The sequence below is a fragment of the Erwinia sp. PsM31 genome (assembly GCF_030433775.1).
Lineage (GTDB): Bacteria > Pseudomonadota > Gammaproteobacteria > Enterobacterales > Enterobacteriaceae > Erwinia > Erwinia aeris.
In genome coordinates, this window is sequence record NZ_JARUWZ010000001.1 from 35,832 (window position 1) to 50,087 (window position 14,256).

Annotated in this window: 12 protein-coding genes; 7 read left to right on the forward strand and 5 right to left on the reverse strand. The window is 54.6% G+C overall.

Annotated features, from left to right (window positions below; genetic code table 11):
• Positions 1 to 542: 542 nt before the first annotated feature.
• The 6 genes from QCD69_RS00160 (at position 543) to QCD69_RS00185 (ending at position 6,931) form a co-directional block, all read left to right on the forward strand.
• The gene (locus QCD69_RS00160; protein WP_253458423.1) at positions 543 to 950 is read left to right on the forward strand and encodes a winged helix-turn-helix domain-containing protein; all 408 of its coding nucleotides are present in this window, start codon (positions 543 to 545) and stop codon (positions 948 to 950) included.
• Positions 951 to 1,044: 94 nt separating this feature from the next.
• Positions 1,045 to 1,626, forward strand: a complete 582-nt coding sequence (locus tag QCD69_RS00165) for a fimbrial protein (protein WP_301250600.1) — start codon at positions 1,045 to 1,047, stop codon at positions 1,624 to 1,626.
• A 50-nt stretch (positions 1,627 to 1,676) separates the two neighbouring features.
• Positions 1,677 to 2,378, forward strand: a complete 702-nt coding sequence (locus QCD69_RS00170) for a fimbrial biogenesis chaperone (protein ID WP_301250601.1) — start codon at positions 1,677 to 1,679, stop codon at positions 2,376 to 2,378.
• Positions 2,379 to 2,449: 71 nt separating this feature from the next.
• Complete coding sequence (locus QCD69_RS00175; RefSeq protein ID WP_301250602.1) at positions 2,450 to 5,080, forward strand: fimbria/pilus outer membrane usher protein; 2,631 nt, start codon at positions 2,450 to 2,452, stop codon at positions 5,078 to 5,080.
• Between the two features lie 14 nt (positions 5,081 to 5,094).
• Positions 5,095 to 6,240 (forward strand): fimbrial protein, encoded by a 1,146-nt coding sequence (locus QCD69_RS00180; protein WP_301250603.1) that lies wholly within the window; start codon positions 5,095 to 5,097, stop codon positions 6,238 to 6,240.
• Positions 6,241 to 6,292: 52 nt separating this feature from the next.
• Entirely contained in the window at positions 6,293 to 6,931 is a 639-nt protein-coding gene (locus QCD69_RS00185; protein WP_301250604.1) for a helix-turn-helix domain-containing protein, read from the forward strand.
• Positions 6,932 to 6,968: 37 nt separating this feature from the next.
• Here QCD69_RS00185 and QCD69_RS00190 read toward each other — a convergent pair whose 3' ends face one another.
• Positions 6,969 to 8,069 carry an NADH:flavin oxidoreductase/NADH oxidase gene (locus tag QCD69_RS00190; RefSeq protein WP_253458406.1) on the reverse strand — a complete coding sequence of 367 codons (1,101 nt, stop codon included), beginning with the start codon at positions 8,067 to 8,069 and terminating at the stop codon, positions 6,969 to 6,971.
• Positions 8,070 to 8,665: 596 nt separating this feature from the next.
• Between QCD69_RS00190 and mrdA the strand changes: the two genes are divergently transcribed.
• Positions 8,666 to 10,561 (forward strand): penicillin-binding protein 2, encoded by a 1,896-nt coding sequence (mrdA, locus tag QCD69_RS00195; protein ID WP_253458402.1) that lies wholly within the window; start codon positions 8,666 to 8,668, stop codon positions 10,559 to 10,561.
• 8 nt (positions 10,562 to 10,569) lie between these two features.
• Here mrdA and QCD69_RS00200 read toward each other — a convergent pair whose 3' ends face one another.
• Genes QCD69_RS00200 through QCD69_RS00215 form a run of 4 tightly spaced genes read right to left on the reverse strand, consistent with a single transcriptional unit; the run spans position 10,570 to position 14,174 of the window.
• Complete coding sequence (locus QCD69_RS00200; RefSeq protein ID WP_301250605.1) at positions 10,570 to 11,343, reverse strand: heme ABC transporter ATP-binding protein; 774 nt, start codon at positions 11,341 to 11,343, stop codon at positions 10,570 to 10,572.
• Positions 11,336 to 12,334 carry a FecCD family ABC transporter permease gene (locus QCD69_RS00205; RefSeq protein WP_301250606.1) on the reverse strand — a complete coding sequence of 333 codons (999 nt, stop codon included), beginning with the start codon at positions 12,332 to 12,334 and terminating at the stop codon, positions 11,336 to 11,338. Before QCD69_RS00205 ends, QCD69_RS00200 begins: the two co-directional genes overlap by 8 nt.
• The gene (locus tag QCD69_RS00210; protein WP_253458396.1) at positions 12,331 to 13,149 is read right to left on the reverse strand and encodes a heme/hemin ABC transporter substrate-binding protein; all 819 of its coding nucleotides are present in this window, start codon (positions 13,147 to 13,149) and stop codon (positions 12,331 to 12,333) included. Before QCD69_RS00210 ends, QCD69_RS00205 begins: the two co-directional genes overlap by 4 nt.
• Entirely contained in the window at positions 13,146 to 14,174 is a 1,029-nt protein-coding gene (locus QCD69_RS00215; RefSeq protein ID WP_301250607.1) for a hemin-degrading factor, read from the reverse strand. The genes QCD69_RS00210 and QCD69_RS00215 overlap by 4 nt, the downstream gene beginning before the upstream one ends.
• Positions 14,175 to 14,256: the final 82 nt, after the last annotated feature.

Sequence of the window (14,256 nt, forward strand, 5' to 3'; positions counted from 1 at the left end):
CAACCAACTATGAGCTATAAAATATCAACCATTAATTCAGGCCTGAGAATAATCCTGGCTGGCAGGCCAGATGACTTCACTTACCTGAACCATTAGTAAAAACGTTATTTTTAATTTTTAACCAGAGCCTGACACTAACGTATGACAATAACTAAGGAAAAATTTAATTTTTTTTAGTTACCGGAATCGACAAGTGTTAAAAAAAACCGTCATGATTGTGAATCATTAGCAGTAATGGCAGAAATTATCTAATATTTTATTCTAAAATATCAGGCTAAAATAGATTTTCCGTTTGATGATCGACTTACCCCTTTTGACGAAATAAAAACCTTAAACACCTGCATGCATTGATATAAAAAACCACAAAAAAAACCTTAAGTAGCCATTCCCCCCTTTAATTAACAAATAATACCCCCTTTATAAAAGAATAAAGTAAGTGTTGAGATGGATTTATCTCAACAGTTACTATAGCCGCACTCAGGAAAGAGTTTCCGTTTGACACGTTTTGAAAAAATCGGTCTGGTTTTCATGGAGGAAAGGTAATGGATTGGGAAAGCGCAAAAGTCTACGGTTACATGATTGAGCCCGACATCCAGGTTAATATTAACCAGAGCCGGATCATTAATATCAAACTACTGGCAAACGAAAAGGGCACCAGCGCAATAAAATTAAGAAAAACCATGATGCGCCTTTTTATTTACCTGCTGGAAAATGCCGACAGTAAAGTTATCGGCAATGAAGAAATATTAACCAATGTGTGGGACAAGTATGGCCTGAGCTCTTCATCACAGCGGCTCTGGCAGGTCATGCACTGCCTGAGAAACAAACTTTCAACGCTTGGTATTGCTGAAGATTTTATCACCCGGACAGAAGAGGATCACGTCAGGGGATTCTGCATTAATAAAGAGCGCGTCACGCCTATTTACTACTTCGATACTAAGAATTTGTAGATAAAACCACTGCAAATACTTCCCCTCAGGGAAAAATAACAATCCCAACGACAAGATGGGATTTATTTTAACATGATGAAAATAAGGATGTTCAATGAAAAAATTGCTGATTGCTGCTGCGCTGGCAACCGCGTTTACCGGCGTGACTGCCCAGGCGGACTCTGTTTCTACGGAGTCTTCGGGCACCATTACCTTTAACGGCCAACTCACCTCCTCCACCTGTAAGGTAAATGTCAACGGATCAGGAAATTCGGACGGTAATGTTGACCTGCCGGTGCTTCAAACTTCTGCTCTGCCGAAGGGTGCCACCGCAGGTGATACGCATTTCATTATGCAACTGACGGATTGTACGCTGGCAGATAATAAGACAACGGTATCGGCTTTCTTCCAGCATGGCACTACCGTTAATGATAAGGGACATCTGATAAACAAGAGCGATGCCACGGAAACATCAGACGTCACGCTGGAGCTGTTAGATGCTAATAACAATAATTATAAATCTATTTTTATTGGTAGTGATAATCAAAAAGAAAGTGCGATTTATAAACCCGTGACTACAGATGGAACCGCAACATTAGAATACGCCGTTCGCTACAATGCACAAGAAATAACAGGAGCAAAGGCCGCCCCTGGTATGGTTAGCAGCAGCGTGGTTTACGCTCTTCAGTATAAATAAAACCTCCCCGCAGAGAGATGCCGTCTCTCTGCTTTTTACAGAAGGTTAGTATGAATAAATTTTCTCGCTTATTTTTGTCCGGTTTAAACGCTTCTTTATTGCTGGCGTTTAGCTACACGGCTTCTGCCAGCGTAGTGATTACCGGCACCCGGGTTATTTATCCCTCGGACGCCAGAGAAGTCAGCGTAAAATTAGCCAATAAAGGAAAAAAGCCGGTGCTGATCCAGAGCTGGATCGATGACGGCGATGTAAAAGCCAAACCGGAAACTATCCATGTGCCTTTTGTCCTGACGCCGCCCATCAACCGCGTGGAGCCGGAGAAAGGCCAGACGCTGCGTATCAGCTATACCGGGAAGCCGCTGCCGGCCGATCGGGAAAGCATCTACTGGCTGAACGTTTTGGAAATTCCGGCTAAAAACCCGTTGCTTAAAGACAGCAACCTGCTGCAAATGGCCTTTCGCTCGCGCATTAAATTCTTTTTCCGTCCCGTCGGTTTGAAAGGAAACGCTAACGATGCCGCACAAAAAATTGTCTGGAAAAAAAACGGGCAGCAGCTGATAGCCAATAATCCTACGCCTTATTATATCTCGCTGACCAATATAGTTATTAATGATAAAAATACCGAGGCAGATACGATCGCGCCTTTTTCTGAAGCCAGCTTTACTGCTGCAGCAAACCCTGGGGACAAAATAAAGGTAAATTATATCAATGATTATGGCGCCTCTATCAGCGTCGATGCGCAAGTCAATTAATAGATATTCTACTCTACGTCATCGGGACAGATTAATGACGCTTAATCAGGTTTTTTATAAAAAGGATTTTTATGGAAAACGCCTCGCCACAAGGAAAAAGATGGAAGCAAGCGCAGCTGGTGTTGCTCCTTCCTTTTATTTCTTCAGCCTATGCGATCGAACCTTCCCCTTCTGCACCGCAGGAAGTTGCCAAAAATGTTGAGTTCGATCCTACATTTCTTAACGTCAGCGACGGCAGCGCTATCGATCTCGGCCGCTTCGCTAACGGTGCGGCGGCGTTGCCCGGCATCTATCGAACGGCGGTTTACGTTAATAATGACCTGCTGGGAAATTACGATATTGAATTCAGCGCCGATAAGAACAAAAACGTTCTGCCCTGCTTAAAAGAAGAGCTGATAAAAAGAATCGCCTTCGATGCAGGCCGGATACCCGCAAATTTTTTTGAGCAGGATGAGCGCGGCCGGGGCTGTTACGATCTGAAGAAAAAAATTCCCGAGATCGCCGTCAATTACGACAGTAACGAACAGCGGCTTGATATTATCGTTCCGCAAATTTATATGGCGCGAAACGCGCGAGGAGCGATAAGCAAGGACCGCTGGGACAGCGGCATTCCGGCAGCGCTACTGGCTTATAATGCCAGCGCCTACACCAGCGAAAGCGGGGGAACCCGCTATCAATCCGTCTATGCCAGCATCCGGGCGGGATTAAATATCGCCAGCTGGTATCTGCGCCATAACGGCAGCTGGAACTGGGTTGAGCACGGCCAGAAAAAATATAGCGCCCTTAATACCTATGTGCAGCGGGATATTCCCGCCCTGGAAAGCCGTCTGCTGGCTGGCCAGGCGAATACCTCAGGCTTGCTGTTTGAAACGCTGCCTTTTTCCGGCGTACAGCTGGCAAGTGATGAAAGAATGCTGCCGAACTCGCTGCGCGGCTATGCGCCAGAGATCCACGGCGTGGCGCGCACTAACGCCAGGGTGACCGTACGTCAGGGCAGCCAGGTTATTTACGAAACCACCGTGCCGCCGGGCGAGTTTCTAATTAACGACCTCTATCCCACCGGCTACGGCGGCAACCTGGCGGTCACCGTACGCGAGTCTGACGGCAGCGAACAATATTTTGAAGTGCCCTACTCCTCTGTTGCCCAGCTGCTCAGGCCGGGCAACAGCCGCTACTCCGTTACCGCCGGCAGGCTGCGCAGCAGCTCGCTGTCGGAAAAGCCCGCCCTCTATCAGGCTACGCTGCAATATGGCCTGACCAACATGCTTACCGCCTATGGCGGTTTCCAGGCGAGCCAGAACTACTATGCGCTGCAATCGGGCCTGGCGCTTGGTACCGAAATCGGCGCTTTTGCGCTGGATGCCACTCAGGCCCGCACCCATCTGGGCGGGACCGCCGAAGATACGGCGGCATCCATGAGCGGGCAGAGCTTTCAGCTCAGCTACAGCAAAACCGTCAGCGCTACCAGCAGCAAAGTGTCGCTGGCGGCCTACCGTTTTTCCACCAGCGGCTATATGGGATTTATGACGGCGATGCAGACGCGGGAAGCGGTTGCCGACGGGTTGTCAACCAGCGCAATCTGGCGCGCCAAAAACCGTTTTATCGCTACGGTCAGTCAAGGGCTGCCGGAGCGCTGGGGAACCCTTTACGCCAGCAGCTCGCTACAGGATTACTGGAACCGCGACGGCAACAGCAAGCAGTACCAGCTGGGCTACAACAATCGCTATAAAAATCTCTCATGGGGTCTTAGCGTTAACCGCACCTGGACGCTGTACGGCGAGGCCGAGAACAACTATCTGCTGAACTTCAGCCTGCCGCTGGGCAACAGCAGCAGCTACACGCCCCAGCTGCGTGTTGATTTAGCGCATAACAGCAACGGGCGAACCTCAGAACAGGCAGCCATATCCGGCACGGGCGGTAAGCTTGGCCAGTTTTCTTACGGCGTCAGCGCCGCCAATGCCAATCAGGGCACGGGCAGCAGCGGCACGGTTAACGGTTCATGGCGCAGCGCCGTTTCTTCTTTGAGCGCTTCGTACGGCAAAGGCAGCAACTATTACAGCGCGTCTGCCGGGATGAGCGGTACCGTTATTGGCCATTCCGGCGGCGTGACGCTAACGCCTTACACCTCCGATACCTTCGCGCTGGTCGAGGCCAAAGGCGCCCAGGGCGCCAGCGTCTCGTCCTATCCTGGCGTTTACGTTGACTGGAACGGCTACGCTGCCGTGCCTTATCTGGATCCCTATCAGCTGAACGAAGTCACGCTGGATCCTGGCGGGGCCGCCAGCGATGTGGAGCTGGATACCACCTCGCTGAAAGTAGCGCCGTTATCAGGCGCCGTAGTGAAGCTGAAATACGGCACGCGCAGCGGCACAGCGGTGCTGATTGCGGCCACCTTCCAGGGTGAGCCTGTGGCCTTCGGTGCCGAGGTGCTGGACAGCAAAGGCAACCATGTTGGTACCGTCGGCCAGGGCGGCGAAGTCTATGCACGCGTCCAGGCGCAGCGGGACAAGCTGCGTGTTAAATGGGGAGACGCGCCGGATATGCAATGCAGCCTGAGCTATATCCTGATGCCACAGGCGGAAACCGACCGCCAGCGTGAAATACCGCGTTTTGAAAGCGTTTGCGAGGCCATTGAAAAAACCGCGCAGCCAGAGGGAACCATGGCAGAGGCGCCGCCGTCATCCCGTCAAAGTCACAGTTGATACGGATTGAAGACATGAAGAGTCGTTTAATACAAAAATATTGCCGGTCCGCCCCGTTATTCGCTCTGCTGGCTATCGCCATGGTCTGGAGCCAGCAGGCTTTTGCCCTGAGTTGTCGCCTGCTGGAAGGCTATGGCGTTATGAATTTTACGCTGCCCTTACAAAGCAGCAATCTGACCATCGGGCCAGGGGTCAGTAACGGCACCGTCATTTATCGCCAGTATTTTAAGCCCTCCCGGCCTACAAATATTTATTGCGATAATACACAGAGCTATCAACCCACTATTAACTGGTATTACAGCAACACGACGCCTAACAAAGAGTCTGACTGGTCAGACAGCTCGTTTCGCGCCGGCAAAGTGTATGAAACCGGCGTAGCGGGTATAGGCATAGCTATTTATACCTATAATCTGACCTACTACACCGTTCCTTTCAGCTATCAGCCATGGCGGCGAGAAACTCAATACGACAGTAACGTTTGGAACGCGGAGGGCGGCTTTGAATTTGACGTGGTGCTGATTAAAACCGGCGCGATCACACCTGGCACGCTTATCGGATCGCAGCTGCCTACGGTGAAATATGATTTTGAGGCGCCGGGTATTTCGGCGATAAATTTAGGGAGCCTGAACTTTTCCGGGGCGATAAATATCGTTTCGCAAACCTGTCAAACGCCGGACGTCACCGTCGAGATGGGAAAATATGACATCGCTGAGTATTTTACGGGAACAGGGAAAACCACCGAATGGAAAGATGCCACCATTAACTTAGTTAACTGCCCTCGCTTTTACGGGACGCTGAACGACGGCAGAAATACCTGGACTTCCGACAACGGCGCCAGCGGCATGGGTGCTATCACCAACAACATTTTAAATCTGACGCTGTCACCTAATACCGCCATTATCGACAGCGCTAACGGTATTCTTGGCATAAAAACGGGCAGCGGCAGCGCCACAGGCGTCGGCATTCAGATGGCTTATGGCAATAAATCTGATGCTTCTCCCTTGCTGGTAGATTTTGCCAGCAGCAAGGATTACAGCATGCAAAACAGTGCGGCGACCACGCAGTCTATGCCGCTTGTCGCTCGTTACATTCAGACCGAATCGACCGTAAGTGCAGGAAGAGCAGATGCGACCGTTACATTTACCATTAACTACTACTGAAAAAAGCGAGGTTTTTTTTCAGCTGTAACAGGGACAGGATAAAGAGGGATTTATGTGCATATATGTTATTTCCGACGATATGTACTTTGTGGCCGGGCTAAAATACTTTCTGGCGGCAAATGGCATAGCGATGCAAGGATTTAGCTATGAAGGCTGGCTAACTCAATTCCGCCCCGGTAAGTTAACAAAAGAAGATACCGTGATCATTGATATCAACTTTACTAATTGCCATACCAAACTGGGCATGGCGAAAAATATTGATTATTTCGGTATCAATATTGTTTTTATTGTCGACCTTCCCTTACAGGATGAGCATAAAGGCTTCCATCCTTACTGGCTTATCTCCAAGAAAAGCACCTTTAAAAAATACATTCCTTTATTAAAAGCTATCCCGAACTATGAAGCTTCACACTACAATCAGCTCTCCCGAAAGGAAACGCTGATCCTGAAAGAGCTGGCTTCCGGCCACTCGGCTATCTTTATTTCCCGAAAATTTAATATTTCGGTTAAAACGATTAGCTCCCATAAGCAGAATGCGGTACGCAAACTGGGGATGATGAAAATCAATGATATGGCGCTGGTCTGCTATAAAGAAATTCTTAATCTTTATTCCGGCTTCAACAAGAGCTATCTGGGGTTGCGGGATCCGCCATCGTGGCGCGCAGCATCGTCGCTTTCCCGGCTACAGTAGAAAGCGGCAGAAGGTCGCCAGACCTTCTGCCAGGGTTTTACTCGCTAACGCGATAGCGCTCCAGCCAGTGTGCATAAGGCGCTGGCAGCACCCATGAAGGCTGCTCTTTTTTCAGCGCCCGCGCGGCCTGATAGGACCAGTTAGGGTTGGCCAGGTGTGCTTTACCAACCATGACCAGATCCAGCTGACCTTTCTCAACGGCTTCGTTAGCAATTAACGGCGCATCAATACCCCACGCGGAAGCCACCGGAATATCCGCTTCACGGCGCACGCGCTCGGCAACTGGCGCCAGGAAAGCGGGGCCCCACGGAATATTAGCGTCCGGCGTGGAGAAGCCGATGCTGACGCTGAGCAGATCCAGGCCGCCTTCGCGGAATTTTTTCGTCAGCGTAATCGCCTCTGTCAGCGTCTCTTCGTCACGACCGTCGTATTCAATCACGCCGAAACGCGCCGTCAGCGGCAGGTTATCCGGCCACTGTGTACGTACGGCAGCCAGCGTTTCCAGCAGGAAGCGGCTGCGCCCTTCGAAATCGCCGCCATATTGATCCTGACGCTGGTTAGCGTGCACGGAGAAGAAGCTCTGTGCCAGATAGCCATGTGCGAAATGCAGCTCCAGCCACTCGAAGCCGGCATCACGCGCGCGCTGTGCCGCCACGGCAAAATCATCGCGAACGCGGGCAATCTCTTCCAGCGTCATTTCGTGCGGCACCTGCGGCAGGTTAGCACCGAAAGCGGTAGCGGACGGCGACAGCGTTTCCCAGCCGCGCGGGTCGGTTTTCGCGATATGATCGTCGCCTTCCCACGGACGGTTAGCGCTGGCTTTGCGGCCCGCATGGGCAATCTGAATACCCGGCACCGCGCCTGCCGCCTTGATATCACGGGCGATGATCGCCAGTTTCTCAGCCTGCTCGTCGTTCCAGATACCGAGGCAGCCGGGCGTGATACGCCCTTCCGGCGCAACCGCCGTCGCCTCGACAATCACCAGACCTGCGCCGCCACGGGCCAGGCTGGCATAATGAACGCGGTGCCACTCGTTGCTCAGCCCATCTTCAGCGCTGTACTGACACATTGGCGGTACGGCGATACGGTTGCGTAACGTCACGTCTTTTAAGGTAAAAGGGGAAAATAACCCTGACATAAAAACCTCTTAATGGATGGCGGTAAAACAGGTTGCCTGATGACAACGTCATGTCGGTCGATTATTACGCCAATGCTGGCAACTTCACTAAGCGGTTAATGCTGATGCTGTACGCAGGGTGGGTATCAGCGTCAGCCGTGGTCACAGGCCGATCTTTTCCGCTTAACGCAGGCGGCTTTCCGCAGGCCAGGCAAAATCAGCAATAAATTTGGGTAACGGACTCAGACTGCTCCAAAGAGGCCTGTTCGTAAAAAATATAAAACGCCCACGTCGAATTAGCCGCGTATGGCTGATAGCCAAAAATAATAAACAGAGCGGAAAAATAATTTGAATTTTATAGTCACGGCGCGTTATCAGCAGAAACAGCATTCTCGTTTAATGGTCATAAATTTTCGCCAGAAGGCGGAAAAAATAAATATTATTTATGAGCAGCGGCAGCGGTAATAATCATCACTCTTTTAAAAAAGGCAGCCATTCTGTTACAACTTCAACAAATGTCACACTTTACCTGGCCGGGACGCATCTTTCAGGTCGTGATTTGTTGCGTAATCTCTATCATGTAGCGGGTAAATAAAAGACTACCTGATTGGCAGTGAATGAAATTCAGAGATTTTGCAGAAGAAGAAAAGCTGTTTGTTCGCAGGGCACTGGTGGCCTTTGGCGTTGTGCTGGCGGGTTTTGTCACGCTTGGCATCAATCTCTGGCATCTGCAGATTGAGCAAAATCAATACTATCAAACGCGCTCCAATCAAAACGATATCAAGATGATCCCCATCGCGCCCACGCGTGGGATTATTTTCGACCGTAACGGTACGCCGCTGGTAAAAAATGTTACCTGGTATGACATCGAAGTTGTGCCTTATAAAGTGCATGATATGAAGGCGTTACTGGCTGAACTGACGCCAATAGTCGATCTTTCTGCCGACGATATCGAGACGTTTACCCATAATCTGCACAACGCCAGCCGCTACAAGCCGGTGGTGTTGAAAACCGAGCTATCGGCGGAAGAAGTGGCCCGTTTCTCTGTTAATCAATTCAAGTATACCGGCGTCGATATCAACAGTTATGAAGATCGCCAGTACCCCTACGGCCCGGATCTGGCACACGTGGTGGGGTACGTCTCTAAAATAAACGACAGCGATTATAAAAGGCTGGATAAAGAAGGGATTAGCGAGAACTACGCCGCCGACCATAATATTGGCAAACAGGGGATTGAAGGTTATTACGAATCGGTACTGCATGGCAAAACCGGCTATCAGGAAGTGGAAGTGGATAACCACGGCCGGGTGATCCGCGTGCTGAAAGAGGTGCCGCCCGTTGCCGGTAAAAATATTTATTTGACGCTGGATCTTCCTTTACAGCAGTACGTGGAGACGCAGCTGCCAGGCCAGCGGGCCGCCGTCCTGATTGAAAATCCCAAAACCGGCGAGGTGCTGGCGATGGTGTCCAGTCCCAGCTACGATCCCAACCCTTTTGTGAAGGGCATCAGCTATAAAGCCTACAAGTCGCTGTTGGCTAATAAAGATCTGCCGCTTATCAACCGCGTAACCCAAGGGCTTTATCCGCCAGCCTCCACCGTTAAGCCTTATATGGCGATGTCGGCACTGCTGAATCACGTCATTACGCCGCAAACCAGCTTCTACGGCGCGCCGACCTGGACGCTGCCGGGCACCGAGCGCAAATACCGCGACTGGAAAAAAACCGGACACGGGATGCTGGACGTAACCCGCGCGATAGAAGAGTCGGCGGACACCTTCTTTTATCAGGTGGCCTTTATGATGGGTATCGATCGCATTCATACCATGCTCAGCCAGTTCGGCTACGGTAAATCCACCGGCATCGATCTCAACGAGGAGTACAACGGCCTGCTACCAGGCCGCGAATGGAAGCAAAAGGTGCATAAAAAGAGCTGGTATCAGGGCGATACCGTTTCCGTCGGTATCGGCCAGGGCTACTGGATTGCCACGCCAATCCAGATGGTGAAAGCGATGGCCACGCTTATTAATAACGGGCGCGTTATCCAGCCTCACCTGATGTATGAGGAAAAACAGGGTAAAAACGTCAGCCTTTGGCAGCCGACGCTGCCCGCTCAGCAGGTCGGCGATCCTGACTCGCCGTACTGGGGGATCGTACGCCGCGCCATGTTCGGCATGGCCAACGCGCCAAACGGCACCGGCTATAAATATTTCCATACCGCGCCTTACGGCATTGCGGCGAAAAGCGGCACCTCGCAGGTGTTCGGCCTGAAGCAGAATCAGATCTACAACGCCAAAACGATCCCGATCCGCCTGCGCGACCATATTTTCTATACCGCCTTTGCGCCTTTCGATAAGCCCAAAGTGGCGATAGCGCTGATCCTGGAAAACGGCGGCATCAACGGCGTCACGGCCGCGCCGCTGGTAAGAAATATTCTCGACCACATCTTCCTGCCGCCGGATGTTAAACCGATGGCCCCTACCGCCGATCCACAGAGCAACCTGACCGCGCAATAGCCCGGCCGCTAGCGCCGCAGCATAAGCTGCGGCGTGGGGCCGTGATGATAAACCTGTAGCTCGGCCCGATACCAGCGCGTCAGCGTCGGTTCGGTCATCACTTCCGCTGGCGTGCCGCTGGCGACTCGCCTGCCCTCGTGCAGCAGCAGCATGCTGTCGGACCACAGCGCCGCCAGGTTCAGATCGTGCAGCACGCAGCAAACCGCCAGCTGCCCTTTACGGCTGAGTCGATGCAGCAAACGCAGCGCATGCTGCTGATGATAGAGATCCAGCGCCGAGGTCGGCTCGTCTAAAAATAACCAGCCGCGCGGGCCATCGTCGTGCCAGAGCTGCGCCAGCGCCCTCGCCAGCTGCACACGCTGCTGTTCGCCGCCGGAAAGCCGTCGATAGTCGCGCGTGGCCAGCTCGTCGCAGCCGGTCAGCTGCATCACTTCGTCCAGCATCGACGCACTGGCTCGGCCAGGCCAGGGCGCACGTCCCATCGCCACCACCTCGCGCACGCTGAGCGGAAACTCGACGTGGCTTTGCTGCCTCATCACCGCCCTGACGCGCGCCAGCCGATCGCGCGGCCAGCTATCCAGCGCCTGGCCGTTCAGCAGGCACTGACCTGAATCCGGCGAGAGATAGCCCGTCAGCAGCCGCAGCAGCGTGGATTTCCCCGCCCCGTTCGGGCCAATCAGAGCGACCATTTCGCCCGGCGTCAGCGTCAGCGAAACCCGATCGATCAGCAGCCGCGCCCCTGAGCGGCAGGAAAGATCGAGCGCCTGTAAAGCATCAGTCATATTCGCCCTCCCGCCGACGCAAAATCAGCCATAAGAACCACGGCGCGCCCAGCAGGCTGGTCAGCAGGCCAACCGGCATTTCGGCAGGCGCCACCAGCGTGCGCGCCAGCGTATCGGCTATCAGCAGCAGTATGGCGCCGAGCAGCGCCGAAGCGGGCAGCAGCCAGCGATGATCGCCGCCGGTGCCCAGCCGGATCAGGTGCGGCACCACCAGGCCGATAAAACCGATCACGCCGCTGACCGCCACCGCTGCGGCCACCATCAGCGCGCTGAGCACCAGTACGATGCGCTGCGTGCGTTGCACATCGACGCCCAGATAGTGCGCCTCTTCATCACCCAGCTGCAGCAGATTGAGCCGCTTTGCCTGCCACTGCGTCGCCAGCAGCGCCGGCAGGATCAGCGCGGCGCTGGCCAGCACCGTTGACCACTGCGCCTGTCCCAGCGATCCCATACCCCACAGCGAAAGCTGACGCAGCTGCTGATCGTTGCCGATCCAGGAGAGCAAGCCGACCGCTGCGCCGCAGAGCGCGTTGATAGCGATGCCCGCCAGCAGCAGGCGAGAGAGCGTGGTGCGGCCGTGACGGCTGAGCAAAAAAATCATCAGGGTCACGGCCAGGCTGCCGACAAAGGCGGCCAGCATCGGCCACCATAAAGCCAGCACGGCAGGCAGCGTCAGCGGCATCACTACGGCCAGCGCCAGCGCCAGCGACGCGCCGCTGCTGATCCCCAACAGGCCGGGATCGGCCAGCGGATTGCGAAACAACCCCTGTAGGGTCGCGCCGGAAACCGCCAGGGCGCTGCCGACCAGCACCGCCAGCAGCACGCGCGGCAGGCGGATAGTCCACCAGATCTGCCAGACCAGGCTGTCGGCGGACGCCTGCCAGACCATCGGCAGCGACAGCCGCATCGCGCCCATGCTGGCGGCAAAAAGCGCCGTCGCCACCGTCAGCGCAAGCATGATCCCCAGCCCGCGCGACGTCATTTTCCTCATGGCAGCGTCGCTTCCGCCGCTTTACGCAGTTTGCCGATAGCGCCCGGCGTTTGCAGACCAAAGCCCAGCAGCGCCATATCGTCCACCACCAGCAGGTTGCGCTGCTTGCCCGCAGGCGTCAGCGCCAGTCCCGGCAGCTGCCAGATACGCTCTTCATCGCCCATCGCCTTCAGGCCGTCTTTGCCAATCACCACCAGCTGCGGCGCGCTGGCCACGATACCTTCCTGGGTCAACGGCTGGTAGCGCGGCACCTGCCCCATGGCGTTAATCAGCCCCGCGCTGCGAATGGCGCTGTCCGCCGCCGTCTCCGTTCCCGCCGCCATCGCCTTCATGCCGCTATGATTAAGGATAAACAGCACTTTGACCGGCAGCGGTTTTTTCGCCATTGCGGCCAGCTGGCTGTCCAGCCTGGCGTCCAGCGCTTTGCCTTCCTCTTCTTTATGCAGCGCGCCTGCAACGGTAGCGATTTTTTTATGGATCGCCTGGAGCGTCGGCTCGCCCGTTACCGTGACCACCCTGACCCCGGCCTGCTCAACCTGCTGTAAGGCCAGCGAGGGTTTAGCCAGCTCGCTGGCGATAACCAGCGTGGGCCGCATCGCCAGGATGCCTTCCGCATTCAGCTGACGCATATAGCCCACGTCCGGCAGTTTGGTCGCCAGCGCGGGCCGCAGGCTGGTGGAGTCCCGTGCTACCAAAGTTTGCTGGGCGTCCAGCGCGTAGACAATCTCAGTGACGTCGCCGCCGATCGTTACCACTCGCTCTTCCGCCATCAGCGCAAAAGGCAGCGCCAGCAGCGCTATCAGCCACAGCCTCATACCGTCGCTCCTTGCTTCGTCAGCCCGGCGATCTGCTCGCGCCAGCGCGCCTGTTCCGGCTGGCCCTCGGTGCGCTGACCAAACAGCTGGGCGATCTGCGTGCCGTCGGCGGCAAACAGCTCCAGGCTGGTGACAAAGCCGTCAGCCGTGGGCTTACGGGTGATCCAGCTTTCCGCTATGCGATCCGCCATCAGATGCAGCGTAAAGGTGGGATTGAAAATGTTCAGCCAGTTTTCCCTCCATACCGGCTTCTCCACCACGCCGGTAAAGATCTGCACGCAGCCGCGATTGCCGACGAAAATCATGATCTCGTTGCCGTCCTGGCTGGCCTGCCGTAGCAGCTCGCCGGGCGCGCTGTTGTCCACCCGCTGCGCCAGATCGTCGGGAACGGCGTGGAAAGCCTGCTGGCGCGAAACGCCGTGGCGGTTCAGCAGGCCGAAAAACTGGTGCACGTTAGTCATCGCCCGCCATTCCTGTTCAATAGCCGCGCTGTCCGGCTGCGGACTAACGCTGGCAGGCGTCACCGGGATCACCTCCAGCTCCGGCGTTTCCATCAGGCGATAGTCGGCGATCAGCGCCTGCCAGGCCGCCATATCGGTGTTGGGCGTGGCGTAAATTTTCAGTACCGCGTCGCCGTGCGCGTCAAAAATCTGAATGCTGTGACGTTCGCCGCGCGCCGTCTCCTCACGCAACGCATAGGCGCTTTTCCAGCGCTGCGGAAAGATCCGCTGGTCCAGCGCGCGTGGGTTCAGAACCAGCCCGGCGTGGCCGCCCAGATGCAAATTCTCGTAGCGGCCAATTTGTTCATGCACGGCAAAGGCGTTGCGGGTAATCGATTTGGTTTCGCCCACCGCTTCCAGCGCGGCCAGCAGCGCACTGAAATCCGGCCGCAGCGCCGCCGCGTCGAAAGCGGTGCGGGCATGGGTCAGCTCGGCTTCGCTGACGTCCAGCAGCGCGGCCAGGTCGCGGGCGTATTTTTTCGGGTGGTCGGCTTTAAGCTGCCTGTAACGTTGTAAAAGGTTCATCGCTTGTTCTCCATTAAGCCCCGCGCGCGGGGCAAAGTTGCCTTAACTGTGAAACCGGCATTACCGCTACGCCATTAAGCCT